Here is a 25,068-nt window from a genome sequence, read left to right as displayed (position 1 = left end):
GTCCGGCGGATGCCGTGGACCCCGGGGGGCTCCCCACCGACATGGACATGTCGAACACCGCGATGGACCAGAGTACGAGTCCGGCCGAACCGTCGAATCTCACCGTCGGGACCGCGATCGCCGCGCGCGATGCGGTTCCGAGCCGGGAGACCGAGCGTGCCGCCTCGCTGCGCCGGACCAGGACCGTCGAGACCAAGATCCTCCAGTCGCTGCTCGAGCGCGAGCGCCAACGCAACCGTGCCGCCGAGCGCACCATCGTCGAACTCCGCCACCAGTTGCGGGCGACGGAACAACAGATCCAGAAGACCAAGAATTCGATCTCGTTCCGGCTCGGCCATCTGCTCGTCTCGGCCGACACCCCGCTGCGGGTCCTGCTTCTGCCCTGGCGCATCGTCAGCCTGACGATCCGCAACTTCCGCGACAAGCGCGCGAAGACCACCAAGCGCGAGGTGGCGCCGGTCGAATGGTGCCGGGTCTCCGACCGCGTCCTCGAAACGCTCGCCCTGACCGATCGAGACGGCGCGACCGGCGCCCTGAAGAGCGCGGTCGGAACTCCGGCGGAGCGCGCCCGGGCGCATTACGAACTGGCGCTGGCGCTGGTCGAGCGTGACCCGCAGACCGCGATGCGCCTCGCGCGCGACGGTTGGGTGATCGCTCCCCGCCTCGAGATCGTGTCGCGTCTGGTGCAGCGCTTCCTCGAGAACGGGCGCATCGACGCCGCCGGCGAGATCGCACGGACGGTGCTTCGCGACGCGCCCCCGTCGGGGGTCGAGCGTCGTCTCTACGACCATGCCGTCGCCTGGCGCGCGCCCTATGCCACGCGTCCCGCCCTGCCGGAGCGCGGGACCACCGACGGTCCTTGTGACGAAGGCCGGGTGATGACGATCCTCAGCGGCACCACCGAGCGGCTGCTCCCGACCCGCGAAGTCCTGGCGCGGATCGACGCGCGGCGTCGCGAGGAGAACGGCTGCCGCACCTCCCTCCTCGTCGACGACGCCATCGTCGCGACGCTCGCCCGACCGCCGCTCCGCAATCTCGGCAGTTCCCCCGACGGGCTCGTCTCGACGGCGGCGGCGCGCATCGCGCAGACGATCGAGGCCGAGCGCATCGGACGCGTCGTCGTTCCCGACGCGCCGCTCCTCGCCTATGCGGCGCTGATCGCCGCGCGGCGCACCGGGGCGCGGCTCGAGCTCAACCTGCTCGGCGAGGATCCGCACGGGCCCGCGGATCTCGCGCGCTGGCGCACCACCCCGCTCGCCGCCGCCGAACGGCGGATCCTCGAGGACGTCATCGACAATGCCGACGTCGTCCGCGTCGCCTCGCCCGAGCGCGCCGCCGCGCTGCATCGTCAACGCACCCTGTCGCCCGAGACCGAGGTGGAGGTCTTCGAGCTGCCGCCCCGCCGGATCGCGAAGCGGCGGCCGATCCCGGCGGGCGGCGAGGCGATCGTCGGTCTCTTCGCGCCCTCGGCCGACGACGCCTATGTCGAGGCGATCGCGCGGCTGTCGACGGATCTCGTGAAGATCGTCCCGAAGATCCGGTTCGTCACGATCGCGGCCGGCGCGTCGCAGCGCGCCGCGCTGGACTTCGCCGCCGCCTCCGGCCACGTCCGCGCCCTCGGCGAAGACCGCCGCCTCTCGGCGGAGGATCCGTCGGCGGCCTTCGCCGACCTCGCCGGCGTCCTCACCATCGCCTACGACGTCACCAGCCGCACGCTCGTCCAGTGCTGGAGCGAGGCGCCGTTGCTGTCGCTGTTGCCGAACACCGCGTCGGCGGCGGCCGCCGACGCCTTCGGCTTCGCCTGATCCGCCTTCACCCGCGCCGTCGGTGCGGCGGTTGACCGAGACCTTCGCGGCGCGGCAAGTTGACCGCCGTGCGTCGCCCACCCCGGCCGACGCCGCCGAACCGGACCGATCCCCCGCGTGACCCACGACGATCTCCCCTCGGCCGCGACGCGGACGCCCCGACCGGCCGAGGCACCGGCGCGGCGACGCTTCGGCATCGCCTCCCCCGGCATCTGGAAGACGCGCGACGTGGTCGCGCGCCTCCTCGACGCCGATCCGGTGCGCCTGCGGTTCGGCGGGCCGAGCGACGTCGATCTTCTCGTCGGCTGGGGCCACAAGCCGACCGCCGACGCCCAGCGCCGCCGCGCCGCGCGCACGGGGCTGCCCTATGTGGCGCTCGAGGACGGCTTCCTGCGCTCGGTGCGCCCCGGCGACCGCGAGCCGGCGATCGGCTGGATCGTCGATCGCACCGGGATCTATTACGACGCCCGCGAGCCGAGCGACCTCGAGGCGGCGGTGACGCGCCGGGCGGCCGAGACCGACGACGCGCCGGGCCACGCCGTGCTCGCCGCGCTCAGCGACACGCGCCTTTCGAAATACAACCACGCGCCGGCCAAATCCGCCGCCGTCCTGGGGCTGCCCGCCGGCCGCGACGTCGTCGTGGTCGTCGACCAGACCTTCGGCGACGCCTCCGTCGTCGGGGCGCTCGCCGACGCCGCCACGTTCCGCGACATGCTCGAGGCGGCGATCGCGGAAAATCCCGGCCGGACCATCGCCGTCAAGATCCATCCCGAGACGATCTCGGGGAGGAAGCGCGGCCATCTCCTGGAGGCGGTCGGCCGGCCGGGCGTCGTCATCCTCGCCGAAGACGTCGACCCCTGGTCGCTGATCGAGATCGCCGCCCGCGTCTATGTCGTTTCGAGCCAATTCGGCCTCGAGGCGATGCTCGCCGGGGTGCCGGTCACCTGTTTCGGCGCCGCCGCCTATGCCGGCTGGGGTCTGACCGACGACCGTTTCCCCGCGCTCTCGCGCCGTGCCGCGCGGCCGACGCGCGCGGCCTTCGCCGCTGCCGCCTATCTCGACCACTGCCGCTGGATCGATCCCTGGACCGGCCGGCCGATCGCCTTCGCCGAGGCGGTCGAACGGCTCGCCTTCCTGCGCGACCGCCACCACGAGGCCGCCGCCTCGGTCTGCCTCGGCTTCTCGCGATGGAAGCGGCGCGCCGTCACGCGGTTTCTCGACGGGATCGGCGGACCGCCGCGTTTCGCCCGCCGCGAGGCCGACGCCGTCCGGCTCGCCCGCACCGAGGGCGCGCGGCTGGTGGTCTGGGGCAGCCGGCCGATCGTCGCGGCGCCGGGCGAGGATCCGCCCGCGGTCGTACGGGTCGAGGACGGGTTCCTGCGCTCCGTCGGCCTCGGCGCCTCCTTCGTGGCGCCCGCCTCGCTGGTCTTCGACGATCGCGGCATCTATTACGATCCGACGCGGCCGAGCGCCTTCGAACATCTCGCCGAGACGACGGAATTCTCGCCCGCCCTGATCGAACGGGCGGCGCGGCTGCGCGAGACGATCGTCGCGCGCGGCCTTTCCAAATACAACGAGGCCGACACCGGCCCGCTGGCGCTGCCCGGCGGGCGGCGGTGCATTCTCGTGCCCGGTCAGGTCGAGGACGACGCCTCGGTCCGCCTCGGCTCGCCCGTGGTCACCACCAACGCCGACCTGCTCGGCGCCGTCCGCGCCCGCCATCCCGACGCCTTCATCGTCTACAAGCCGCACCCCGACGTCCACGCCGGCTATCGGCGCGGCCGTGTTCCGGACGCGATCGCCGGCGCGCTCGCCGACCGTGTCGTCGTCGACGTGGCCATGGCCTCGCTCCTCGCCCATGTCGACGCGGTCGAGACCATGACGTCGCTGACCGGCTTCGAGGCGCTGATCCGGGGCCTGCCGGTGACCACCCACGGCGCCCCGTTCTATGCCGGATGGGGCCTCACCGAGGACCTCTGCCCGGTCCCGCGTCGCGACCGCCGCCTCACCATCGACGCGCTGGTCGCCCTCGCCCTCGTCCTCTATCCCCGCTACGTCGATCCGCAGACGGGACTGCCCTGCCCGGTCGAAGTGATCGTCGAGCGCCTGAGCGCGGCGCGCGCCCGCGACGCGAGCCCGAGCGGGCGGCTGCGCCGCAACCTGCGCCACGTCGCCGCCTGGTCGGCCCACAATCTCACCGGCCCGATCTGGCGCCTGCTGCGCCGTCCCTGACGGCGAGGGGCGCGACCGGCGTCACGTTTCGGTCGGAATCGCTCTCGATCATCGCCGAAACAGCCTTCGAGAGGCGCGACGTGACGACCCCTGCTCGATTCCCTCTCGCCCCGTCGCGCGCGCCCTCGGGATCGCGGACGTGGGCGTTCCTCCTCGCCGTCCTCGCCCTCGCCGCCTGCGTCCTTCCGGCCGGCGCGGCCGCGCGGATCGACGAGGCGGCCCGCGCCCGTGCCCACGAGGTTCTCGCCCGGGCACGCGCCGAGGCACGGGCGGCGAGCGGCGGCGCCAAGGCCTGTGCCCTGAGCGCGGCGGCGAAAGTGGCGGCGATCCCCGGCTTCGCGGCGGAAGCCGGCACCACCGGCGGCCTCGGCGGACCGACGCTGACCGTCACCTCGGATGCCGATTACGGGCGCGGAAGCCCGCCCATCGCCGGATCGCTGCGCGCCGTGGTGGCGGAGGCCGCGCGGCGGCGCGGCCCGACGACGATCGTCTTCGATCCCGCCCTCACCGGGCGGACCATCTCTCTGCAGGCGGCGATCCGGCCGCCCGACGACACCACCCTCGACGGCGGCTGCACCGGCGTGACGCTGATCGCCCCGGCGGAGATCCCTCTGATCATGCTGCCCGGCCGGCGCAACGTCGTCGTCGCCGGTCTGACGCTGCGCAAGTATCCTTACGAGGGCGAGAACAAGGGCCGCGCCGACGGGCGCGACTTCCGCGACTGCATCACCGTGACCGGCGCCTTCGATCGCCTCGCGGTGATCCACAACGACTTCGAGACCTGCGGCGACGGCGAGATCGACATCACCTCCGGTGTCGGCAGACCGATGCCCCCGGCGGGCATCGGGCGCGTCACCATCGCCTACAATCGCTTCGGCCGGCACGACAAGGCGATGCTGTTCGGCACCGACGGATGCGGCGGCGCTCCGGCCGCGGGCGGCGGCTGCCCGAACTACGCCGACCCCGCCGCACGCCCGCTCGAGCCGCTCTACCGCATGACGCTCGCCGGCAATTTCTTCGAATGGGCCGGGCAACGTCAGCCGCGCGCCTTCGGCCGGGTGCTGCTGCACGAAGTGGACAATCTCTTCGCCTTCGAACCCTATGATCGTGGCGACGGCCGCGCCGGGGCGACCTATGCGACCTTCGCCAGCGACGGCGCGCTGGTCCTCGCCGAGAGCAATCTCTTTCTCGGCGTTCCCGCCGCCGGGCGCCGCCCGATGGGCCTCTCCACCACGACGACGCCGGGCGCGAGCGTGCCGCGCAACGAGAGCGAGGCCGCGATCCGCGCCGAGGGCAACGTCGCCGTCGCCGACGAGGTCGTCGATCAGAACCGCCCCCATCTCGTTCCGGCCGTCCGCTACGGCGGCGCGCGGCCGATCGCCCCGCTCGACCTGCGCGCGCTCGGGGCGCGGGCCGCGATGGCCTGCATCATCGCCCGGGCCGGGCCGGCGGGAACGGCGGATTGGCCGGCCGGGGCCTGTCGCCGCTGACGCGGGAGGCCACGTCCGCGCGCTCGGACGGACCGGCGGACCCGCGAGAAGGCCGTTTTTCGTCCGGTCCGGCCGGATCCCCGTCGCACTCTCGCCGTGTTTCGACGTATATCTCGTCGACGATGCCGCCCGTGTCGCCGGGAGGCGTAGCCCATTGCCGTGAAGGGGTTCGTTCGCAGGCGAGACGACGAGGCGGATCTGGATCGTATCGAGCTTCCGTGCGAGGACTCTGACCGAGTATTGCGAGCAGGCGCGTATCGTCGACAAGGGCCGGATGAAATTTGCACATGACCTCGAAGAAGATCTTGATCGGCATCCTCCGCGCGCTGCCGTCGCGGTCGAGCAAGAAGAAGAGGAAAGCGAAGAACGCTCTGGTGCCGACGCCCACGGAGTCGGCACTGGCGACGCCCACCGAGTCGGCCCTGGCGACGCGTCCGACCACGCCGATCGTCGATCCCGTCCAGTTCTTCGAGTTGCGCCGGGTGACGCGCCGCCGCTCCCGCGTCCTCGGTCTTCTCGCCGCGCTGACCGCCGTCCTGCCGGTCCTCGCCGTCGCGATCTACGTCTTCCTCATCGCCACGCCGATGTATACGACCGAGGTCCGCTTCTCGATCCGTGGCAGCGAGGCCTCCTCGTCCGCCTCGTCGATGGGATCGATGCTCGCCTCCGGCGGCGGCGTCCTCGGCGGGCTCGTCGACGGCTATGCGGCGCGTGACTTCATCGCCTCTCGCGACGCGATGGTGCGTCTCCAGTCGCGGGTCGACCTGCGGGCGCTGCTCGCCCACCCCGACGCCGATCCCTTGGTCCGGCTGCCCGCCGACGCGACCGAGGACGAGCTCTACGACGCCTATCGCACCCGCGTCACCGCCCGCTACAACATGATGGAACAGATCGTCGTTCTCGACGTTCAGGCCTTCTCGCCCCCCGATTCCGAGACGATCGCGCGCGCGCTGATCGAGGTCACCGAGGAATTCGCCGACCAGATGAACCTGCGGGCGCGCACCGACGCGCTCAAGGCGAGCGAGGCGGAGGTCGGAAACGCCGAGAAACGGGCCGCCGATGCCCGGATCGAGATGGCGCGCTGGCGTGACGCCAACGGCATCGTCGACCCGACCGCCGACGTGACCATGATCAACGGCCTGATCGGACAGCTCGAGGGCCAGCTCACCGGCAGTCAGAACGAACTCGCCGCGATCGACGCCACCGGCGCGCGCGACCATCCGCGACGCCGGTCGCTCATGACCGAGATCCAGACGACGAAGGATCGCATCGCCGAACTCCGCAGGCGCCTGGGCGGCGCCGGCAGCGCGGCGGCGAACCAGATCTCCCGCTTCGAAGCACTGAAGATCGCGCAGGAATATGCCGAACAGAACCTGACGGCGGCGCGCCAGTCGCTCGACTTCACCCGACGGGCGATGCTGCGCCAGCAGAAATACGTCGCCGTCGTCGCCGCCCCGCACGCCGACGGGCGCCCCTCCTATCCGACCCCCTTCACCAGCCTGTTGGCGGCGGGGATCATCGGCATCGGCCTGTCGTTCTTCGGCTCGCTCGTCTTCGGCGTGCTGCGCTCGCATCTCGTCGGCTGATCCGGCCTCGTCGATGCGACGATCGACCGCAGCGGCGGACGCGAAGACCGTTGCCATTCGGCAACATCGCCGGCCCGATATCGGCCGCCGGGAGAATTTGTCTTTCCATCGAATGATCCAAGCATACAGAAACTTGACGAGTTCGAAGCATTGTTCGGGCTCGACTGCGTCGCGGCCCTTCGGTTGGCGCTCGCACGGTTCCGTGCTAAGCACCCCCCGTGAAATCGGACACGCTGGTAGACTATGAAGAAGCTGATCCTCCTGCCCCTTCTCTTCGGTCTCCTCGCGGGATGTTCCAATCTTCCGGCCTCCGGACCGACCGCGAGCATGGTCGTGGAACCGACGGGCACGGAGGTCGCCGACCTTCCCTATGAAGTGATCGACGTCACCGAGTCGGACCTGCCGGCGCTGCGCAATCGCCCCGTCAATGCCTTCGCCGGCCGCTTCTCGAGCCACGCTCCGGCGCCCTCGCAGGCGCTGTCCGTCGGCGACCAGGTCGTCATCACCATCTTCGAGGCCGCCGGCGGCGGTCTCTTCTCCAATACCGCGCCGATGGGCACGACCTCGGCCGGTTCGCGCAACATCGCGCTGCCGCCGCAGACCGTCGATCGCGACGGGTCGCTGAGCGTCCCCTATGCCGGACGCGTCCCCGCCGCCGGGCGCACGCCCGCCGCGGTCGCCAAGGCCATCGAGACCAAGCTCAAGGACAAGGCGATCGAACCGCAGGTGATCGTCTCGACGCAGGGCAACGGCGCCGCCGCCACCGTGACCGGCGACGCCACCGGCGCCGCGCGCGTCGCGCTCTCCCTCAAGGGCGATCGCCTGCTCGACGTCATCGCCCAGGCCGGCGGCGTCAAGACGCTGCCGCACGAGACCAAGGTCCGGCTGACGCGCGGTTCGACGAGCGAGTCGGCGCTGCTCGAGACGATCCTCAGGAACCCGAAGGAAGACGTCTACGTCTACCCGGGCGACAAGATCTACGTCTATCGCGACGCCCCGGTGTTCGTGGCGCTCGGCGCGGTCGCCGCGCAGAAGGACTATCCGATCGACGACGAGCCGATGACGCTGCTGCAGGCGGTCGCCAAGGCGGGTGGTCTGATCGACACCCAGGCCGATTCCAGCGCCGTGTTCCTGTTCCGTCGCGAGGCGGCGAGCGTCGTGCGCGCCCTGCGTCCGAACTCCAGACATCTCGCCGGCAACGAACCCGTTCCGGTCATCTATCGGCTTCGCTTCGACAAGGCCGGAGATTACTTCTTCGCCCAACAGATCACCGTCCGCGACAAGGACATGATCTACGTCGCCAACGCTCCCACCGTTCAATTCTCGAAGTTCGTGACCGTGATCCGGGGCGTCACCTCGACCGTCGGCGCGTTCAAGTCGACCGCGACCGTGAACTGAGGCGATCGATCGAACAGGGTCGGAAACTCCGAGGCCGGCGGCGCGCCGGCCTCGTCCCGTGGATGTTCGAATGACGAGGAGCACGATGCACGTCCTGATCACCGGAACCGCCGGTTTCATCGGTTTCCATCTGGCCAAGCGGCTGCTCGCCGACGGTCATCTGGTCACCGGCGTCGACGGCATGACGCCCTATTACGACGTGCGCCTGAAGGAAGCCCGCCATCGGATTCTCGGCCGTACCAACGCCTTCGCCGCCCATACCGTCATGCTCGAGGACGAGGCGACGCTGAACGCGGTCGTCGAGGCGGCGCGGCCCGACGTGATCGTTCATCTCGCCGCCCAGGCCGGCGTCCGTTACAGCCTCGAGAATCCGCGGGCCTATGTCGATTCCAATCTCGTCGGCACGTTCAACGTGATGGAGCTCGCCCGCCGGCTCGAGGTGAAGCATTTCCTCTTCGCCTCGACCAGTTCGGTCTACGGCGCCAATCAGGACATGCCGTTCCACGAGACCGAGCGCACCGATCATCCCATGACCCTCTACGCCGCCACCAAGAAGGCGACGGAGGACATGGCGCATTCCTATGCGCATCTCTGGAAGATCCCGACCACGGCCTTCCGCTTCTTCACCGTCTACGGTCCCTGGGGCCGGCCGGACATGGCGCTCTTCAAGTTCGTCCGCGCGACGCTCGCCGGGGAACCGATCGACGTCTACGGCCACGGCAACATGATGCGCGACTTCACCTATGTCGGCGACCTCGTCGAGGCGATCGCGCGTCTGATCGGCTGCGTCCCGGTGGCGGGATCGCCGATCGGCGAGATCGATTCGCTTTCGCCGGCCGCCCCCTACCGGGTCGTCAACATCGGCGGCGGCGTGCCCGTGGCGCTCCTCGACTACGTCGACGAGATCGAGCGGGCGCTCGGCGTGCCGGTGAAGAAGAACTTCATGGAGATGCAGAAGGGCGACGTTCCGGCCACCTACGCGGCGGCGGAACTGCTCGAAGCGCTCACGGGTTATCGCCCGTCGACGCCGGTCTCCGTCGGCATTCGCAACTTCGTCGATTGGTATCGCTCGTATTACGCGAGCTGACTTTCGACGCGCAAGGAGGGCATGCCTGCGACCATGGCGACGTGCGTCGAGGTGCGATCGGGCCGCTTTTGAGATTGAGATCGGCCGCGTTCCGTGCCTTATTGCCGCCGCCGTACGAGTAGAATTCCGCCAGCGACGATATGAAGCGTCGAACATTGTTTGAAATCGACAGGTGATGACATGAAATTTGCGGTCGTCGGCCTTGGCTACGTCGGACTCCCCGTCGCCGTGGCCTTTGCGAAATCGGGTAAGCACACCATCGGTTTCGACATCGACACCTCCCGTATCGAGGAACTCTCGCGCAACGTCGACCGTACGCTCGAGATTTCCGCGGAGGACCTCGCGGGCGCGAGCATCCGTTTCACCAACGAGTCCGCCATTCTCGGCGAGGCCGATTTCTTCGTGGTCACGGTTCCCACGCCGGTCGATCGCGCCAATCAGCCCGATCTGACCCCGCTCCGGTCGGCGTCCCGGTCGGTCGGGTCGGCGATGCGCAAGGGCGCCATCGTCGTCTACGAATCGACCGTCTATCCCGGCGCGACCGAAGAGGTGCGCGTCCCGATCCTCGAGGAGGCCTCCGGCCTCGTCTGCGGCCGCGACTTCACCGTCGGCTATTCGCCGGAGCGCATCAATCCGGGCGACAAGCTGCACACGTTCGAGACGATCACCAAGGTCGTCGCCGGCCAGGATCAGCGCACGCTCGACATCGTCGCCGAGGTCTACGGGTCCGTGGTCAAGGCCGGGATCCATCGGGCCTCGTCGATCAAGGTCGCCGAAGCCTCCAAGGTGATCGAGAACTCGCAGCGCGACATCAACATCGCCTTCATGAACGAGCTGTCGCGGATCTTCCATCGCCTCGGCATCGACACCAACGACGTTCTGGCGGCGGCGTCGACGAAGTGGAACTTCCTCGCCTTCACGCCCGGTCTGGTCGGCGGTCACTGCATCGGCGTCGACCCCTATTACCTGACCTATCAGTCGGAGCGTTTCGGCTACCATCCGCACGTGATCCTGGCCGGCCGCCGCATCAACGATTCGGTCGGCGAGCACATTGCGCGCGAATGCGTGCGCCTGATGACCAAGACCCGGGCGACCAATCGCCGGGTGGCGGTCCTCGGCCTCACCTTCAAGGAAAACATCCCCGATCTCCGCAACTCCAAGGTCGCCGACATCATCAACGAGTTGGAAGCCTTCGGAACCGAGGTCGTGGTCGCCGATCCGCTGGCCTCGCCCGAGGAGGCGAAGAGGGAATACGGCGTCACTCTCACCCCCGTCGAGGCGATCGGTCCGGTCGGCGCGGTGGTCTTCGCGGTCTCCCATCGGGACTACGTCGAGGCGGGCTGGCCGCTCGTCTCGCGGCTCCTCGGCGGCGCCGGCGGCATCGTCCTCGACGTCAAGGGCGTGCTCGACCGTTCGACCAAGCCCGACGACATCACGCTCTGGCGCCCCTGAGGCGCCACGGCGGCGCTTTCCGCGCCCGCGAAGACGTCTCACCCGTTCTCGACCCCGTTTCCTCGCCCGACCCTCGTCCGGCGGAGGCGGGGCCGAAGAGCGTCGCGGCGAAGGGCCATTCATTCCGCCTCGGAATGAACTCTGACGACATGATCATTTGCGGGCGAGCCGCGAAGCGGCAAAGATCGCCGTTCGCGACCACGACGCCGGACGCGAGGTCGAAGGCACGGTCGCGCGACCGATCGCCCGACGATCCGCCTTCGCCGTCACCCCATGCTCATCCCGCCGTCAGCGCCGAGACCCCGATCCGATGACCGACCATTCCTCCCCCTCCGCCCTCGCGCTCGAGGCGCGCACGATTCTCGCCACGCTCGGCGTCGACGCGGCGCTGCTTTCCGACGACGGCCGTGCCGTGATCTCCCCCGTCGACGGCAGCGTCGTCGGCCGGGTGCGCGAGGCGACCCCGAGCGAGACCGCCGAGGCGATCGGACGAGCCCAGGCCGCCTATCGGGCGTGGCGCGGCGTCCCGGCGCCGCGACGCGGCGAACTCGTCCGCCTGCTCGGCGAGGAGTTGCGCGCGCACAAGAACGAACTCGGACGGCTCGTCTCGATCGAGGTCGGCAAGGTGTTGTCGGAGGGCCTCGGCGAGGTCCAGGAGATGATCGACATCTGCGATTTCGCGGTCGGCCTCTCCCGCCAGCTCTATGGCCTGACCATCCAGTCGGAGCGGCCCGACCACAAGCTCACCGAGACCTGGCGGCCGATCGGCGTCGTCGGGGTGATCTCGGCCTTCAACTTCCCCGTCGCGGTGTGGTCGTGGAACGCGGCGCTGGCGCTGGTGTGCGGCGACGCGGTCGTGTGGAAGCCGTCGGAGAAGGCGCCCTTGAGCGCGCTCGCGACCCAGGCGCTGTTCCTGCGCGCCGCCGCGCGCTTCGGCGCCGAGGCGCCGGACCATCTCTCGACGCTGGTGATCGGCGGCGCCGAAGTCGGCGCGGTGCTGGTCGACGACCGCCGCGTGCCGGTCGTCTCGGCGACCGGGTCGACCCGCATGGGCCGCATCGTCGGCGAGCGGCTGGCGCGGCGCTTCGCCCGGCCGATCCTGGAACTCGGCGGCAACAACGCCTCGATCGTCACCGCCTCGGCCGATCTCGACATGACGCTGCGCGCCGTCGCCTTCGGCGCCATGGGCACCGCCGGCCAGCGCTGCACCACCCTTCGCCGGCTCATCGTCCACGAGAGCGTCTACGACGCGCTGGTGCCGAAACTCGCGAACGTCTACCGCACCATCTCGGTCGGCAGCCCGATCACCTCCTCCGCGCTGGTCGGTCCGCTGATCGACGGCCATGCCTTCGCGGCGATGCGGGCCGCGCTCGAAGCGGCGAAGGCGGCCGGCGGCACGGTCCACGGCGGCGAGCGGATCGACGTGGCGGGCGAGGCCTCGTTCTACGTGCGGCCGGCGCTGGTGGAGATGCCGGCGCAGGTCGGGCCGATGCTCGAGGAGACCTTCGCGCCGATCCTCTACGTGGTGAAATACGCGACCCTCGAGGAGGCGATCGCGCTTCAGAACGGCGTCGACCAGGGGCTCTCCTCCTCGATCTTCGCCACCGACGTGCGCGAGATCGAGCAGTTCCTCTCCGAGCGCGGCTCCGACTGCGGCATCGCCAACGTCAACATGGGCACGTCCGGCGCCGAGATCGGTGGCGCCTTCGGCGGCGAGAAGGAGACCGGCGGCGGTCGCGAGAGCGGCTCCGACGCCTGGAAGGCCTATATGCGGCGCCAGACCAGCGCCATGAACTACGGCCATGCGCTGCCGCTGGCGCAGGGTGTGAAGTTCGACGTCTGACGGGCGGCGACGGCGCCGCCGCGACGGCGGCGCCGCGAACCGAACTCGATCTCCACGCCTTCTCGCCGAGGACCTCGCATGGATCGCGCCGACATCGTCCACGAGAATTTCCTGCGCCGGGTCGCCGAGCGCGACTTCCCTCCGGGCGCGGCGCCGAGCGGTCCGCTGACGGCGGTCGGGGCGGTGGCGATCTATCGCGCCGCCTGCCTCAGCCGCGCGCTCGACCGTACCTCCCGCGCCATGCAGAAGGCGGGACAGGGCTTCTACACGATCGGCTCCTCGGGCCACGAGGGCATGGCCGCCGTCGCCGCCGCGCTGCGGCCGACCGACATGGCCTTCCTCCACTATCGCGACGCCGCCTTCCAGATCGCCCGCGCCGGCCAAGTGCCGGGACAGTCGATCACCTGGGACATGCTGCTCTCCTTCGCCGCCTCGTCGGAGGATCCGATCTCCGGTGGCCGCCACAAGGTGCTCGGATCGAAGGCGCTGTTCATCCCGCCGCAGACCTCCACCATCGCCTCGCATCTGCCGAAGGCGGTCGGCGCGGCCTATGCGATCGGCGCGGCGCGGCGGCGGGCTCCGGAACACAAGGTGCTGCCCGACGACGCGCTGGTGGTCTGCACCTTCGGCGATGCCTCCGCCAATCATTCGACGGCTCAGGGCGCGATCAACGCCGCCGGCTGGACCGCCTATCAGTCGACGCCGCTGCCGCTGCTGCTGGTGTGCGAGGACAACGGCATCGGCATCTCCACCAAGACGCCCAAGGGCTGGATCCGCGCCTCGTTCGAGAACCGGCCGGGCCTGCGCTATTTCGAGGCCGACGGGCTCGATCTCTTCGAGACCTTCCGCGTCGCCTCGGAGGCGGCGGACTTCGTTCGCCGGCGGCGCAAGCCGGCGTTTCTGCACCTGCGCACCATCCGCCTCTACGGCCATGCCGGCGCCGACGTGCCGACCACCTATCTCTCCCGCGCCGAGGTCGAGGCGGAGGAGGCGAACGATCCGTTGCTGCACGCAGCCCGGCTCCTCGCCGAGGCCGGCGTCCTCACCCCCGACGAGGCGCTGGCGATCTATGTCGAGACCAATGAGCGGGTCGCGCGGGTCGCGGCGCGCGCGGTCGAGCGTCCGCGTCTGAAGACGGCGAAGGACGTGATGGCCTCGCTGATCCCGCCGGAGCGCGCCAACCGTCCGGTCAACGGCCCCTCGTCGGAGGCGCGCGAGGCGGCCTTCGGCACGGACATGCGCCAGTTCGACACGCCGCAGCCGATGAGCCGCATCATCAACTGGGCGCTGACCGACCTGATGCTGGCGCACACGGAAATCGTCATGATGGGCGAGGACGTCGGCCGCAAGGGCGGCGTCTACGGCGTCACCCAGAAGCTCCAGAGCCGGTTCGGGCCCGACCGGATGATCGACACCCTGCTCGACGAGCAGACGATCCTCGGCCTCGCCATCGGCATGGCCCACGACGGCTTCCTGCCGATGCCGGAGATCCAGTTCCTCGCCTATTTCCACAATGCCGAGGACCAGATCCGCGGCGAGGCGGCGACCCTGTCGTTCTTCTCCGACGGGCAATACGCCAATCCGATGGTGCTGCGCATCGCCGGGCTCGGCTATCAGAAGGGCTTCGGCGGCCATTTCCACAACGACAATTCAGTCGCCGTGCTGCGCGACGTGCCCGGCGTCGTCCTCGCCTGTCCCTCGAACGGGGCGGACGCGGCGATGATGCTGCGCGAATGCGTGCGCCTCGCCCGCGAGGAGCAGCGGGTCGTCGTCTTCCTCGAGCCGATCGCGCTCTATCCGATGCGCGATCTCCACGCGGAGAAGGACGGGGCGTGGATGACCACCTATCCCGAACCCGGCCGCTCGATCCGCCTCGGCGAGGTCGGCGTCCACGGGCGCGGCACGGATCTCGCCATCGTCTCCTTCGCCAACGGCTACTACCTCTCGCGTCAAGCGGCGGCGCGGCTCGAGGCGGCCGGACACCGGGTGCGGGTGATCGACCTGCGCTGGTTGTCGCCGCTGCCGGAAGAGAGCCTCCTCGCGGCGGTCGAGGGCTGCGCCCGCATCCTGATCGTCGACGAGACGCGGCGGTCGGGCGGTGTCGCCGAAGGGCTGATGGCGCTCCTCGCCGAACGGACCGAGGCGCCGGTCGAGCGGCTGACGTCGGAAGACAGTTTCATCGCCACCGGACCGGCCTATGCCGCCACCATGCCGTCGGCGGACGGCATCTTCGCCACGGCGACGCGGATGATCGAGGGGACGAAATGAAGACGGCCGTCGTGATCTGCCCCGGGCGCGGCACCTACAACAAGACCGAGCTCGGCACCCTCGGGCGCCGTTTCGCCGACAAGGAACTCCTCGCCGCCTTCGACGCCCGGCGCGCGGCCGGCGGCAAACCGACGCTCTCCGCCCTCGACGGCGCGGCGACCTATTCGGTCGCCACCCACACGCGCGGCGACAACGCCTCCGCCCTGATCTACGCCGCGACCCTCGCCGATTTCGCCGCGCTCGACGCCGAGCGGGTGCGCGTCGTCGCCGTCACCGGCAATTCCATGGGGTGGTATTCGACCCTCGCCTGCGCCGGGGCGCTGTCGCCGACGAACGGCTTCGAGGTGGTCGACACCATGGGCACCTTGATGCAGGAGCATCTCATCGGCGGGCAGATCGTCCATCCGGTCGTCGACGAGGATTGGCGGCCCGATCCGGCGCGCAAGGCGGCGCTGCTCGCCCTCGTCGCCGAGATCGACGCGCTTCCCGGCCATCGGCTGGCGCTTTCGATCGATCTCGGCGGCATGCTCGTCGTCGCCGGCGACGAGGCCGGCCTCGCCGCCTTCCAGGCGCGCGTCGAGCCGGCGCAGGGGCGCTTCCCGCTGCGGCTCGCCAATCACGCCGCCTTCCACACCGCGCTCCAGGCCCCGGTCGCCGAACTCGGTCGCGGCCGCCTGCCGCCGTCGCTGTTCGAACAGCCGAAGCTGCCGATGGTCGACGGGCGCGGTCACGTCTGGTGGCCGGGCACCACCGACGTCGCGGCGCTGTGGGACTATACGCTCGGCCATCAGGTGACCGAGACCTACGACTTCACCCGCGCGGTGGAGGTGGCGGCGCGCGAATTCGCCCCGGACCTCTTCGTCGTCACCGGCCCCGGCACGACGCTCGGCGGCGCGGTGGCGCAGTCGCTGATCCTCGCCGACTGGGCGGGGATGACCTCCAAGGCGGCGTTTCAGGCGATCCAGGCGAAGGATCCCTTGCTGATCTCGATGGGCATGGACGACCAGCGCGCCCTCGTCGCGCGCTGATCCGGCCCGCGCGGCGGCGATCCGAGACGGGCGGCGTGATCGGCACCGCCCGTCTTTTCGCTTGCGTCCTCGGCCCGGCGACCCGATGGTTCGGCGACACGTCGTGCCGAATGGGACTGTCGATGCCGCCGCCTCGCCGTTTTCTGCCGGCCCTCTCCATGCTCACCGCCTTCGAGGCCGCCAGCCGCACCGGCAGCATCACGGCGGCGGCGCAGGAGCTGAACCTCACCCAGAGCGCCGTCAGCCGCCAGATTCTCGCCCTCGAGGAACAGCTCGAGACGAAGCTCTTCGTGCGCGAGCGGCGGCGCATCCGCGTGACGCTCGCCGGGGAGACCTATGCCCGCGAGATCCGCGAGGCGCTCAACAAGATCGCCGACGCCTCGCTCAACCTGCGCGCCAATCCCGCCGGCGGCACGCTCAATCTGGCGATCCTGCCGACCTTCGGCACGCGCTGGCTGGCGCCGCGACTGCCGCGCTTCCTGCGCGACCACGGCGGCGTCACGATCAATCTCGCCACCCGGTCGCAGCGTTTCGACTTCACCCTCGACACCGCCGACGCGGCGATTCATTTCGGCGGCGACGACTGGCCCAACGTCGAGACCGCCTTCATCCGCGACGAGGCGGTCGTTCCGGTGTGCTCGCCCGACTTCGCCCGCCGTCATCCGGTGGCGACGCCGGAGGATCTGCGCGGCCTGACGCTGTTGCACCTCACCTCGCGTCCCGACGCCTGGGAACATTGGTTCCGCGCGCAGGGCGCCCCCGCCGAGGGCATCCACGGCATGCTGTTCGATCAGTTCGCGACGATCGCCGGGGCGGCCACGGCGGGGCTCGGCGTGGCGCTCCTGCCCGATTTCCTGTTCGACGAGGAATTGGCGGCGGGAACGCTGGTGCGGATCCTCGACCGGCCGCTGAAGAGCGCCGGCGCCTATCACCTCGTCTGGCCGATCGGCCGCGCCAACCATCCCCCCCTCGCCGCCTTCCGCGACTGGCTGGCGCAGGAGACGGCGGCGGATCTCGCGGCGCGGCGCGCGGGCCTCGCCCCCACCCTTCCCCGCGACGGCGCCGACGCTGAGACGTGAGGCCTCCCGTCAGCGGCGGGCGATGCCACCGAGGAAGACGGCGATGCATCGCTCGAGCCGGTGGCGGCGCGCCTCGGACGGCTCGCCCCTGCCGGGGAGCGGCGGCCGGCTGGCGCCGAACACCATGTCCATCAGGATCCCCGCCAGCGCCTCGGCGTCGTCGACGATCACCTCGCCCGCCGCCGCGCGCCGCTCGAGCCAGGCCGCCAGATCCTGCCGCGACTTCTCGACGCCGTGGCGCAGGATCACCTCGCGCAGTTCGGGGTGGGCGACGGATTCGTGAAAGGCCATCTCGATCAGGGCATGGCGGGCGCGATCCTCGTCGGCGTCGATGTCGATGCGGACGATCCCCCTCAGAGCCTCCTCGAGCGGAAGCCGGTCGTCGTCGCCGGGCACGGCCAGCATCGTGTGGCGATGGGCCTCGACGACGGCGGCGAAGAGCGCCGACTTGTCGGCGAAGAAACCGTAGAGCGTCCGTTTGGAGACACGCGCGCGCGCCGCGACCTCGCTCATCGTGGCGCGACCGAAGCCGCGTTCGAGGAAGAGGCGGCGCCCCGTCTCGACGATCAGGGCACGCCGGTGGTCGTCCGGCGTCACTTTCGGCCGGCCGCGCCGCCGCGTCCGCGCCGTCTCCTCGGCCGTATCGAGCCTTTCCTCGCGCATGGCGCGCCCCCTCCCCCCGAACGTCGGGACCTCGACCGCGATTGACAGGGCTCGGCGTTCCGACGAATAAAGGTACGCCATCGTACCCGAAAATGGCGGCCGCGTCCCGGGCCGCCTCGGTCGGCCTCGAACGGGGCCGATCGGCGGGAAACCCGAGGGAAAAGGGACGTCCCGCCCTCGACGTCGCCACCGACGCGGCGCCGATCGCCTCGCGAAAGAGTTCCTCCGATGAAGCTCTCGATCCGCACCACGATCGTCGCCGGCGGCCTCGCCGCCCTCGCCCTCGGCGGGTGGTGGTGGTGGTCGCGCGGCCAGAAGGATCCGCTCACCGATCTCCTCGTCGCCCAGGCGACCATCGGCGACATCCAGCAGACGGTGCAGGCGACGGGCACGCTGCGTCCGGTTCGTCTCGTCGCCGTCGGCGCCCAGGTGTCGGGCCGCATCACCGCGCTCGCGGTCGCGGTCGGCGACCGGGTGAAGAAGGGCGACCTCGTCGCCACCATCGACAGTCTCACCCAGGAGAACGGGTTGAAGAGCGCGAAGGCCGCGCTCGCCGACGTCCGCGCCCAGAAGCGGGAGAAGGAGGCGAGCCTCGTCTACGCGCAGGCGGTGCTCGAACGGGAGACCGCGACCTTCGCCAAACAGGCGAGTTCCAAGGACGCCTTCGAGAGCGCCCGGGCGACGGTGGAGACCACCCGCGCCCAGATCGAAGCCCTCACCGCCCAGATCGCCCAGGCCGAGGTGAAGGTCGACACCGCCCAGGTCGATCTCGGCTATACCCGCATCGTCGCGCCGATCGACGGGACCGTGCTCCTGGTGATGGCGCAGGAGGGACAGACGGTCAACGCGGTCCAGTCGGCGCCGACCATCGTCGCCCTCGGCCGGATCGACCGCATGACGGTGCGCGCCGAGATCTCGGAGGCCGACGCGCCCAAGGTGAAGGTCGGCCAGCCCGTCACCTTCTCGATCCTCGGCGACATCGAACGGCGCTGGGAGGCGACGCTCGAGGCGCTCGATCCGGCGCCGGACACGTTGCGCTCCGACAGCGCGATCACGTCCTCCACCTCCTCCTCGGCGTCGAGTTCGTCGTCGTCCTCGTCGAGTTCCTCGGCGATCTATTATTACGGCCGTTTCGACGTCCCCAATCCCGACGGGATGCTGCGCACCTACATGACGGCCCAGATCCGCGTGATCCTGGGCGAGGCCAAGGGCGTCGTCACCGTGCCGACGGCGGCGCTGTCGCCGGCCGGGCGCGACGGCGGGCGCACGGTCGACGTGGTCGCCGCCGACGGCACCACCGCGCGGCGCGCGATCACGACGGGCCTCGACGACAAGGTGCGGGTGGAGATCCGCTCGGGGCTCACGGTCGGCGAGCGGGTCGTCGTCGGGCGGCGTTCGACGGAGGCGAAGGCGCCGTCCATGCCGCGACCGCCCGGAGGGCTCTGAGGTGAGCGACGAGCCGCTGATCTCGCTGCGCGGCGTGCGGCGCGAATATCCGGCCGGCGAGGGCACCGTGGCGGTGCTCGCCGACGTCGATCTCGACATCGGCGCGGGCGAATTCATCGCGATCATGGGCGCCTCGGGCTCGGGCAAGTCGACGCTGATGAACATCCTCGGCTGTCTCGATCGGGCGACGGCGGGCGACTATCGCTTCGCCGGACGGCCGACCGCCGACCTCGATCCGGACGATCTCGCCGAACTCCGGCGGGAGCACTTCGGCTTCATCTTCCAGCGCTACCACCTGCTCTCCGAACTCTCGGCGATCGGCAACACCGAGATCCCGGCGATCTATGCCGGCGTCTCCGCCGAGGAGCGGCGCGCGCGGGCGCGCGCCATCCTCACCCGCCTCGGCCTCGCCGATCGTCTCGGCCATCGGCCCGGCCAGCTCTCGGGCGGCCAGCAACAGCGCGTCTCGATCGCGCGGGCCCTGATGAACGGCGCCGACGTGGTGCTCGCCGACGAGCCGACCGGCGCGCTCGACCGGCGTTCCGGCGAGGAGGTGCTGAAGATCCTCGCCGAGCTCAACGCCGAGGGTCATACCGTGATCCTCGTCACCCACGACCACGACGTCGCCCGGCGTGCCCGGCGGATCGTCGAACTCTCCGACGGCCGCATCGTCTCGGACCGGCCCAACGAGGCCGCGCCGATCGAGGCCGACGCCGCCTCCGCGCTCGGATCGGGACCGTCGGAGACGCCGGCGAGCGTAGGCGTCCTCGGCGCGGCCCTCGCCCGGTTTCAGGAATCCTTCCGCATGGCGGTGCTCGCCATGTTCGCCCACCGCCTGCGCACCTTCCTCACCATGCTCGGCATCGTCATCGGCATCGCCTCGGTGGTCGCCATGGTGGCGCTCGGCGAGGGGTCGCGGCGCAAGGTGCTCTCCAACATCTCGAGCCTCGGCACCAACACGCTGGAGATCTTCCCGGGCAAGGATTTCGGCGACGTCCGCTCCGCCAAGATCAAGACGCTGGTGCTCTCCGACGCCGAGGCGCTGGCGCGGCAGACCTTCGCCGCCGGCGTCACCCCGACCGTCGCGACCTCGTCCACGCTGCGCTTCGGCGCGATCGAGGCGAGCGCCCAGGTCAACGGGGTCGGGGTCGACTATTTCACGGTGCGCGGCGTCAAGCTCCTATCCGGCCGCTTCTTCGACGCCGCCGCCGCCCGCGCCATGTCGCAGGAGATCGTCATCGACGAGAACACCGCCAAGACGCTCTTCGCCGACACGACCGAGAGTCCGATCGGCAAGGTGATCCTGGTCGGCAAGGTGCCCTGCACGGTGATCGGCGTCACCCAGAAGCAACAGGGCTTCGGCTCGAGCGGCAATCTCTCGGTGTTCCTCGCCTATACGACGGTGCAGGTGCGCTTCCTCGGCGACACCTCGCTGCGCTCGATCCTGCTCCGGGTCGCCGACGACGTCGACACGAGCCTCGCCGACGAGGCGACCACCGCCTTCCTCACCCGCCGCCACGGCAGCAAGGACTTCTTCATCCTCAACACCGACGACATCCGCCAGACCATCACCGCGACGACGACGACGCTGACGCTGCTGATCGCCGCGATCGCGGTGATCTCGCTCGTCGTCGGCGGCATCGGCGTGATGAACATCATGCTGGTGTCGGTGTCGGAACGGGTCAAGGAGATCGGCGTGCGCATGGCGGTGGGGGCGCGGCGCTCCGACATCCTGCAGCAGTTCCTGACCGAGGCGGTTCTGGTCTGCCTGATCGGCGGGGTGCTCGGCGTCGGTCTCGCCTTCGCCGCCGGCCTCGCCTTCGCGCTCTTCGGATCGAGTTTCGTCTTCGTCTATTCGGCGACGACGATCCTCGCCGCCTTCCTTTGTTCCACCCTGATCGGCGTCGTCTTCGGCTGGCTGCCGGCCCATGGCGCGGCGCTGCTCGATCCGGTCGCGGCCCTCTCGCGCGACTGAGCGGCTCGGCGTCACATCCCCTCCGCCCGCGCCGATCGCGCCGCCTCGATCGCCAGGCGGTCGCTGGTCAGGGCCTTCAGAAAGGCGACGATGTCGGCGACCTCCGCCTCGGCGAGCGGGCGCGGCGTGCGCCGGGTGAGGCGGCGGGTCTCGGGCGACCACGCCACCCGCGTCTCGACCTTGCCGTCGGTGACGACGCGGCCGGCCTGAACCGTCGCCATGATCCGCACCGCCTCGCTCAAATCGTCGACCGACCCGTTGTGGAACCACGGCCCGGTCAGCGCCACGTTGCGCAGCGACGGCACCCGCCACAGACCGGCGCGACCTCCGCCGGCGGCGCCGAGATCCTCGGTCAGGCGGTATTTCTCGGTGTAGTCGGACGAAAGCGACGGGAACAGGCGAAACGCCGAACTCCCTTTCTCCGGCGCGAGCAGGCTCGCCCGGCTGAAGCCGGGCCCGGCATGGCAGACGATGCAGCCGACGGTCTCGAACAGCGACATGCCGCGGATCTGTTGCGCGGTGAGAGCGGACGGCTCCCCACGCACGAAGCGATCGAAGGGCGCGTCCGCGGTGATCAGCGTGCGCTCGAAGGCGGCGAGCGCCTCGGCGATGCGCCGCGCGTCGATCGGCGCCTCCGGCCCGAAGGCGGCAGCGAAACCCGCGACCTGATCGGCGCGGGCCTTCAACCGCTCGACCACCACGGTGAGATCGGCCCCCATCTCGATCGGATTGACGATCGGCCCGAGCGCCTGTTCCTCGAGCGAACGTGCCCGCCCGTCCCAGAAGAGACGCGCCTGGAAGGCGGCATCGTAGACGGTCGGGGTGTTGCGCGGGCCGATCCGCCCGTCGATGCCGCGCGCGGTCGGCCGGCCGTCGGCGCCGCCGGCGCGTTCGAGATCGTGGCAGGAGGCGCAGGTCAGCGTACCGTCGCGCGACAGGGCGGGGTCGAAGAAGAGCGCGCGGCCGAGCGCGACCTTCGCCGGCGTGGTCGGATTTCCCGCCGGCGCCGGCGCCTCGCTCGGCAGCGCCTCCCATACCGGCCGCCCGGTCTCGATCCCGCCGTCGGCCTCGGCGGCCGGTTCGATCTCGGTGAGGGTCGGCGCGAGGCGATCGCGGCTCGCATGGGTCAACGTCTCGATCACCGTCAGCTTCAGACCGAAGGCGAGGACGCCACCGGCGAGCGCCACCACCAGGGCGACGCGTTGCGGCGCGGAGAGCCGCGCCATCGGGCCGAGATCGCGCCAGACGATGAGAACCGCCGCGGTCAGGCCGACCGCGACCGCCCCCACGCCGATGGCGAGGAGAGGGGAGACTTCGAACATGACGATCGGCTTCCGAAACGGGGCCGGCGGCCTATTCGGCGAGACCGCGCAGGGCCGGGGGATCGACGATGGTGATGCGTCCCTGCGTCGTCGCGATCAGCCGCCGGGCGACGAGGCCGCGCAACACCCGCGAGACCACTTCGCGCGAGGTCGCGAGATGCCGGGCGATCTGATCCTGGGTGACGGCGACCGCCGCTCCGCCCTTGGCGCGGCGCAGGAGGAAGGCGGCGACGCGCGCCTCGAGCCCTTGGCTGGCGGTCTCCTCGATCAGCGCCATCAGTTCGAAGAGACGCCCCGACAGGACGTCGAAGGTGAAGCTCTGCACCGCCGGCTCGCTGGCGAAGAGCCGCCGATAGACGTCGCCGGGGACGATCGTCACCTCGGTCGCGCCCTCGCTCTCGACCCAGGCCGGATAGGCGAGGCGGGAGAACATGCAGTTGAGCGCGAGGATGCAGGATTGGCCCGGCTCGACCCAATAGAGCGTGCCCTCGCGCCCCTCGGCCGAGACGTAATAGACGCGCAGCGCTCCCCTCTCGACCAGATAGGCGCCGGTGACGAGATCGCCCCGCGCCACCAGCGGCGTGCCACCGGCGCAGGCGATGCGCGTCACCGAAGCCTCGAGCAGCGCGCGACTGTCGGCCGAGAGAGTGGCGAGGCTCGGAAAGAGGTCGGGGATCGGCGCAGGAGACATGCGCCGATCGTAGCCTCTCGCGACGCGGTTCGACACGGACGCCATGTCGCGCCTCCTCGGGGTCTCACGCGGCACGGGCGAAGAACAGGTCACCCGGCGTCGAGGTCACCACTTCGGTGATCTCGTCGAAGGGCAGGCCGACCCGCTCGTGCACGCGGCGCACCGCGCCGGCGTCCGGCGCCATGTTGAGACAGAAGGCGCGCCCCTCGCCGAAGCCGACGTGGATGCGCAGCGACACCACCCCCTCGGCACGGCAGGCTTCCTCGTATTGCGCGTGGAACCCGGCGAAGGCTTCCGCAGAGAGGCCGGCCGGGAAGGTGCCGTGGCGCAGGTCGTGGGTGTCGATGAAGAACTTCAGGGGGGTCTTCGCGGGGTCCATCGGAACGGTTCCTCTCGTGGTTCGATCGGGACGAGAAGGATCCTGTCACGGCGACCACCCCCGAGGCTGGAACCAAAGTCACACCCCGTTCCGTCTCGTCGCGCGCACTCTTCTTGTTTCCATGGGAATTTTCCAATATGATTGTTTCAAGAGAAGGAGGCTTCCATGTCTCTCGCCTTCGAACGGTCCTCACCTCGCGCGACACCGGCCGCCGGCCCGGTCGTGACCAAGGCGGCGGTACGCGCCGCCGAGCGGCTCGACCTCAAGGGCAAGGCGCTCGCCGCCGTGCTCGGGGTCAGCGAAGCGACGCTGTCGCGCATGCGAAAGGGCGACCACGCCCTCGAGCCGGGCTCGAAACCGTTCGAGTTGGCGGTTCTGTTCGTGCGCCTGTTCCGTTCGCTCGACGCCATCGTCGGCGGCGACGAGCGGGTGGCCCGCGTCTGGCTCGTCGCAGACAACACCGCCCTCGGTGCGCCGCCGTCCGAGAAGATCCGCACCATCACGGGGCTCGTCGATGTCATCGCCTACCTGGACGCCCGACGCGCTGTCGTCTGAGGCGCGCCCCTGGGGCGGTCTCGGCTGGCGTCTGGTCGAGGCGCAACATCGGGTCTCGACCCTGAAGCTGGTCGATCGCCTCGGCGAACAGGCTCTGCTCGAGGAACTGCTCGAGGAGAGCAAGCCGATCTTGCCCCTCGCCTGCCGCGGCCTCGACCGGCTGCTCGCCACCCCTTTTCGTTACGACGCGATCTATCCGACCGGCTCGCGCTTCCGCCGCGCCGGGCGCACACCGGGGGTCTTCTACGCCGCCGAACGGCCGGAGACCGCCGTCGCCGAGATGGCCTTCTACCGCCTGCTGTTCTTCGCGGAATCGCCGGCGACGCCGTGGCCGGACGACGCGGCGGACCATACCGCCTTCGCCGTGCGGATCGCCTGCGACCGAAGTCTCGATCTGACCCTGCCGCCGCTCGATCGCAATCGCGCCGCCTGGACCGCGCCGATCGGTTACGAGGCCTGCCAGAGCCTCGCCGAGAGCGCCCGCGCCGCCGGCATCGCCCTGCTTCGCAGCGAATCCGTGCGCGACCCCGAGCATGGCATCGCCCTCGCCGTGCTCGATTGCGCGGCCTTCACCGAACCGGCGCCGGTCGAGCGCCGAACCTGGCGCCTCCGCGTCGGGGCGCACGGCGTCCAGGCGATCTGCGAATTTCCGATCGTTCGGCTCGAATTCGGCCGTGACGCCTTCGCGGCGGATCCGAGGATCGCCTCTCTCGCCTGGGTGCGCTGATCGCTCGCGGCGGCCGCAGCGCCGAGGGTCTTTTCTCAAACT

19 protein-coding genes are annotated in these 25,068 nt (G+C 70.4%); 15 read left to right on the top strand and 4 right to left on the bottom strand.

Annotation, left to right across the window (positions count from 1 at the left end):
• Positions 1 to 47 precede the first annotated feature (47 nt).
• From J3S89_RS16865 to J3S89_RS16815, 11 genes are all read left to right on the top strand, one after another.
• Positions 48 to 1,805, top strand: coding sequence for a hypothetical protein (locus J3S89_RS16865; RefSeq protein ID WP_217928952.1), 1,758 nt, complete (start codon positions 48 to 50; stop codon positions 1,803 to 1,805).
• Between the two features lie 117 nt (positions 1,806 to 1,922).
• Positions 1,923 to 4,037, top strand: a complete 2,115-nt coding sequence (locus J3S89_RS16860) for a capsular polysaccharide biosynthesis protein (protein ID WP_217928950.1) — start codon at positions 1,923 to 1,925, stop codon at positions 4,035 to 4,037.
• Between the two features lie 80 nt (positions 4,038 to 4,117).
• Positions 4,118 to 5,527 (top strand): hypothetical protein, encoded by a 1,410-nt coding sequence (locus J3S89_RS16855; RefSeq protein ID WP_217928948.1) that lies wholly within the window; start codon positions 4,118 to 4,120, stop codon positions 5,525 to 5,527.
• Between the two features lie 287 nt (positions 5,528 to 5,814).
• Positions 5,815 to 7,113 carry a KpsE/RkpR family capsule polysaccharide export protein gene (locus J3S89_RS16850; RefSeq protein ID WP_217928946.1) on the top strand — a complete coding sequence of 433 codons (1,299 nt, stop codon included), beginning with the start codon at positions 5,815 to 5,817 and terminating at the stop codon, positions 7,111 to 7,113.
• Between the two features lie 243 nt (positions 7,114 to 7,356).
• Positions 7,357 to 8,511, top strand: a complete 1,155-nt coding sequence (locus tag J3S89_RS16845) for a polysaccharide biosynthesis/export family protein (RefSeq protein WP_217928945.1) — start codon at positions 7,357 to 7,359, stop codon at positions 8,509 to 8,511.
• 85 nt (positions 8,512 to 8,596) lie between these two features.
• Entirely contained in the window at positions 8,597 to 9,598 is a 1,002-nt protein-coding gene (locus tag J3S89_RS16840) for an SDR family NAD(P)-dependent oxidoreductase (RefSeq protein ID WP_217929194.1), read from the top strand.
• Between the two features lie 180 nt (positions 9,599 to 9,778).
• Positions 9,779 to 11,050, top strand: coding sequence for a nucleotide sugar dehydrogenase (locus J3S89_RS16835; RefSeq protein WP_217928944.1), 1,272 nt, complete (start codon positions 9,779 to 9,781; stop codon positions 11,048 to 11,050).
• A gap of 310 nt (positions 11,051 to 11,360) precedes the next feature.
• Positions 11,361 to 12,893, top strand: coding sequence for an L-piperidine-6-carboxylate dehydrogenase (amaB, locus tag J3S89_RS16830; RefSeq protein ID WP_217928943.1), 1,533 nt, complete (start codon positions 11,361 to 11,363; stop codon positions 12,891 to 12,893).
• Between the two features lie 78 nt (positions 12,894 to 12,971).
• Positions 12,972 to 15,161 carry a dehydrogenase E1 component subunit alpha/beta gene (locus J3S89_RS16825; RefSeq protein WP_217928942.1) on the top strand — a complete coding sequence of 730 codons (2,190 nt, stop codon included), beginning with the start codon at positions 12,972 to 12,974 and terminating at the stop codon, positions 15,159 to 15,161.
• A complete protein-coding gene (locus J3S89_RS16820; RefSeq protein ID WP_217928941.1) occupies positions 15,158 to 16,189 on the top strand; it encodes an ACP S-malonyltransferase in 1,032 nt (343 codons plus the stop codon). The genes J3S89_RS16825 and J3S89_RS16820 overlap by 4 nt, the downstream gene beginning before the upstream one ends.
• A gap of 122 nt (positions 16,190 to 16,311) precedes the next feature.
• Positions 16,312 to 17,268, top strand: coding sequence for a LysR family transcriptional regulator (locus J3S89_RS16815; protein WP_217928940.1), 957 nt, complete (start codon positions 16,312 to 16,314; stop codon positions 17,266 to 17,268).
• Positions 17,269 to 17,277: 9 nt separating this feature from the next.
• Here the strand turns inward: J3S89_RS16815 and J3S89_RS16810 are convergent, their stop codons facing one another.
• Complete coding sequence (locus tag J3S89_RS16810) at positions 17,278 to 17,931, bottom strand: TetR/AcrR family transcriptional regulator (RefSeq protein ID WP_217928939.1); 654 nt, start codon at positions 17,929 to 17,931, stop codon at positions 17,278 to 17,280.
• A 228-nt stretch (positions 17,932 to 18,159) separates the two neighbouring features.
• On the opposite strand from J3S89_RS16810, the gene J3S89_RS16805 reads away from it, so the two are divergent.
• Positions 18,160 to 19,377, top strand: coding sequence for an efflux RND transporter periplasmic adaptor subunit (locus tag J3S89_RS16805; protein WP_217928938.1), 1,218 nt, complete (start codon positions 18,160 to 18,162; stop codon positions 19,375 to 19,377).
• A 1-nt stretch (position 19,378) separates the two neighbouring features.
• Positions 19,379 to 21,352: a MacB family efflux pump subunit gene (locus J3S89_RS16800; protein WP_230489182.1), complete on the top strand. Its 1,974-nt coding sequence runs from the start codon at positions 19,379 to 19,381 to the stop codon at positions 21,350 to 21,352.
• 11 nt (positions 21,353 to 21,363) lie between these two features.
• On the opposite strand, the gene J3S89_RS16795 is transcribed toward J3S89_RS16800, so the two are convergent.
• The 3 genes from J3S89_RS16795 to J3S89_RS16785 are packed head-to-tail and all read right to left on the bottom strand — an operon-like array spanning position 21,364 to position 23,744.
• Positions 21,364 to 22,674: a cytochrome-c peroxidase gene (locus J3S89_RS16795; protein ID WP_217928937.1), complete on the bottom strand. Its 1,311-nt coding sequence runs from the start codon at positions 22,672 to 22,674 to the stop codon at positions 21,364 to 21,366.
• Between the two features lie 31 nt (positions 22,675 to 22,705).
• Positions 22,706 to 23,410: a Crp/Fnr family transcriptional regulator gene (locus J3S89_RS16790; protein ID WP_217928936.1), complete on the bottom strand. Its 705-nt coding sequence runs from the start codon at positions 23,408 to 23,410 to the stop codon at positions 22,706 to 22,708.
• A gap of 19 nt (positions 23,411 to 23,429) precedes the next feature.
• Complete coding sequence (locus J3S89_RS16785; RefSeq protein ID WP_217928935.1) at positions 23,430 to 23,744, bottom strand: DUF4242 domain-containing protein; 315 nt, start codon at positions 23,742 to 23,744, stop codon at positions 23,430 to 23,432.
• Positions 23,745 to 23,909: 165 nt separating this feature from the next.
• On the opposite strand from J3S89_RS16785, the gene J3S89_RS16780 reads away from it, so the two are divergent.
• Entirely contained in the window at positions 23,910 to 24,299 is a 390-nt protein-coding gene (locus tag J3S89_RS16780) for an MbcA/ParS/Xre antitoxin family protein (protein ID WP_217928934.1), read from the top strand.
• Positions 24,259 to 25,026 (top strand): RES family NAD+ phosphorylase, encoded by a 768-nt coding sequence (locus J3S89_RS16775; protein ID WP_217928933.1) that lies wholly within the window; start codon positions 24,259 to 24,261, stop codon positions 25,024 to 25,026. The genes J3S89_RS16780 and J3S89_RS16775 overlap by 41 nt, the downstream gene beginning before the upstream one ends.
• Positions 25,027 to 25,068: the final 42 nt, after the last annotated feature.

The organism is Pinisolibacter aquiterrae, assembly GCF_019160155.1.
GTDB lineage: Bacteria > Pseudomonadota > Alphaproteobacteria > Rhizobiales > Ancalomicrobiaceae > Pinisolibacter > Pinisolibacter aquiterrae.
This window is presented reverse-complemented; position numbering and strand designations above follow the sequence as displayed.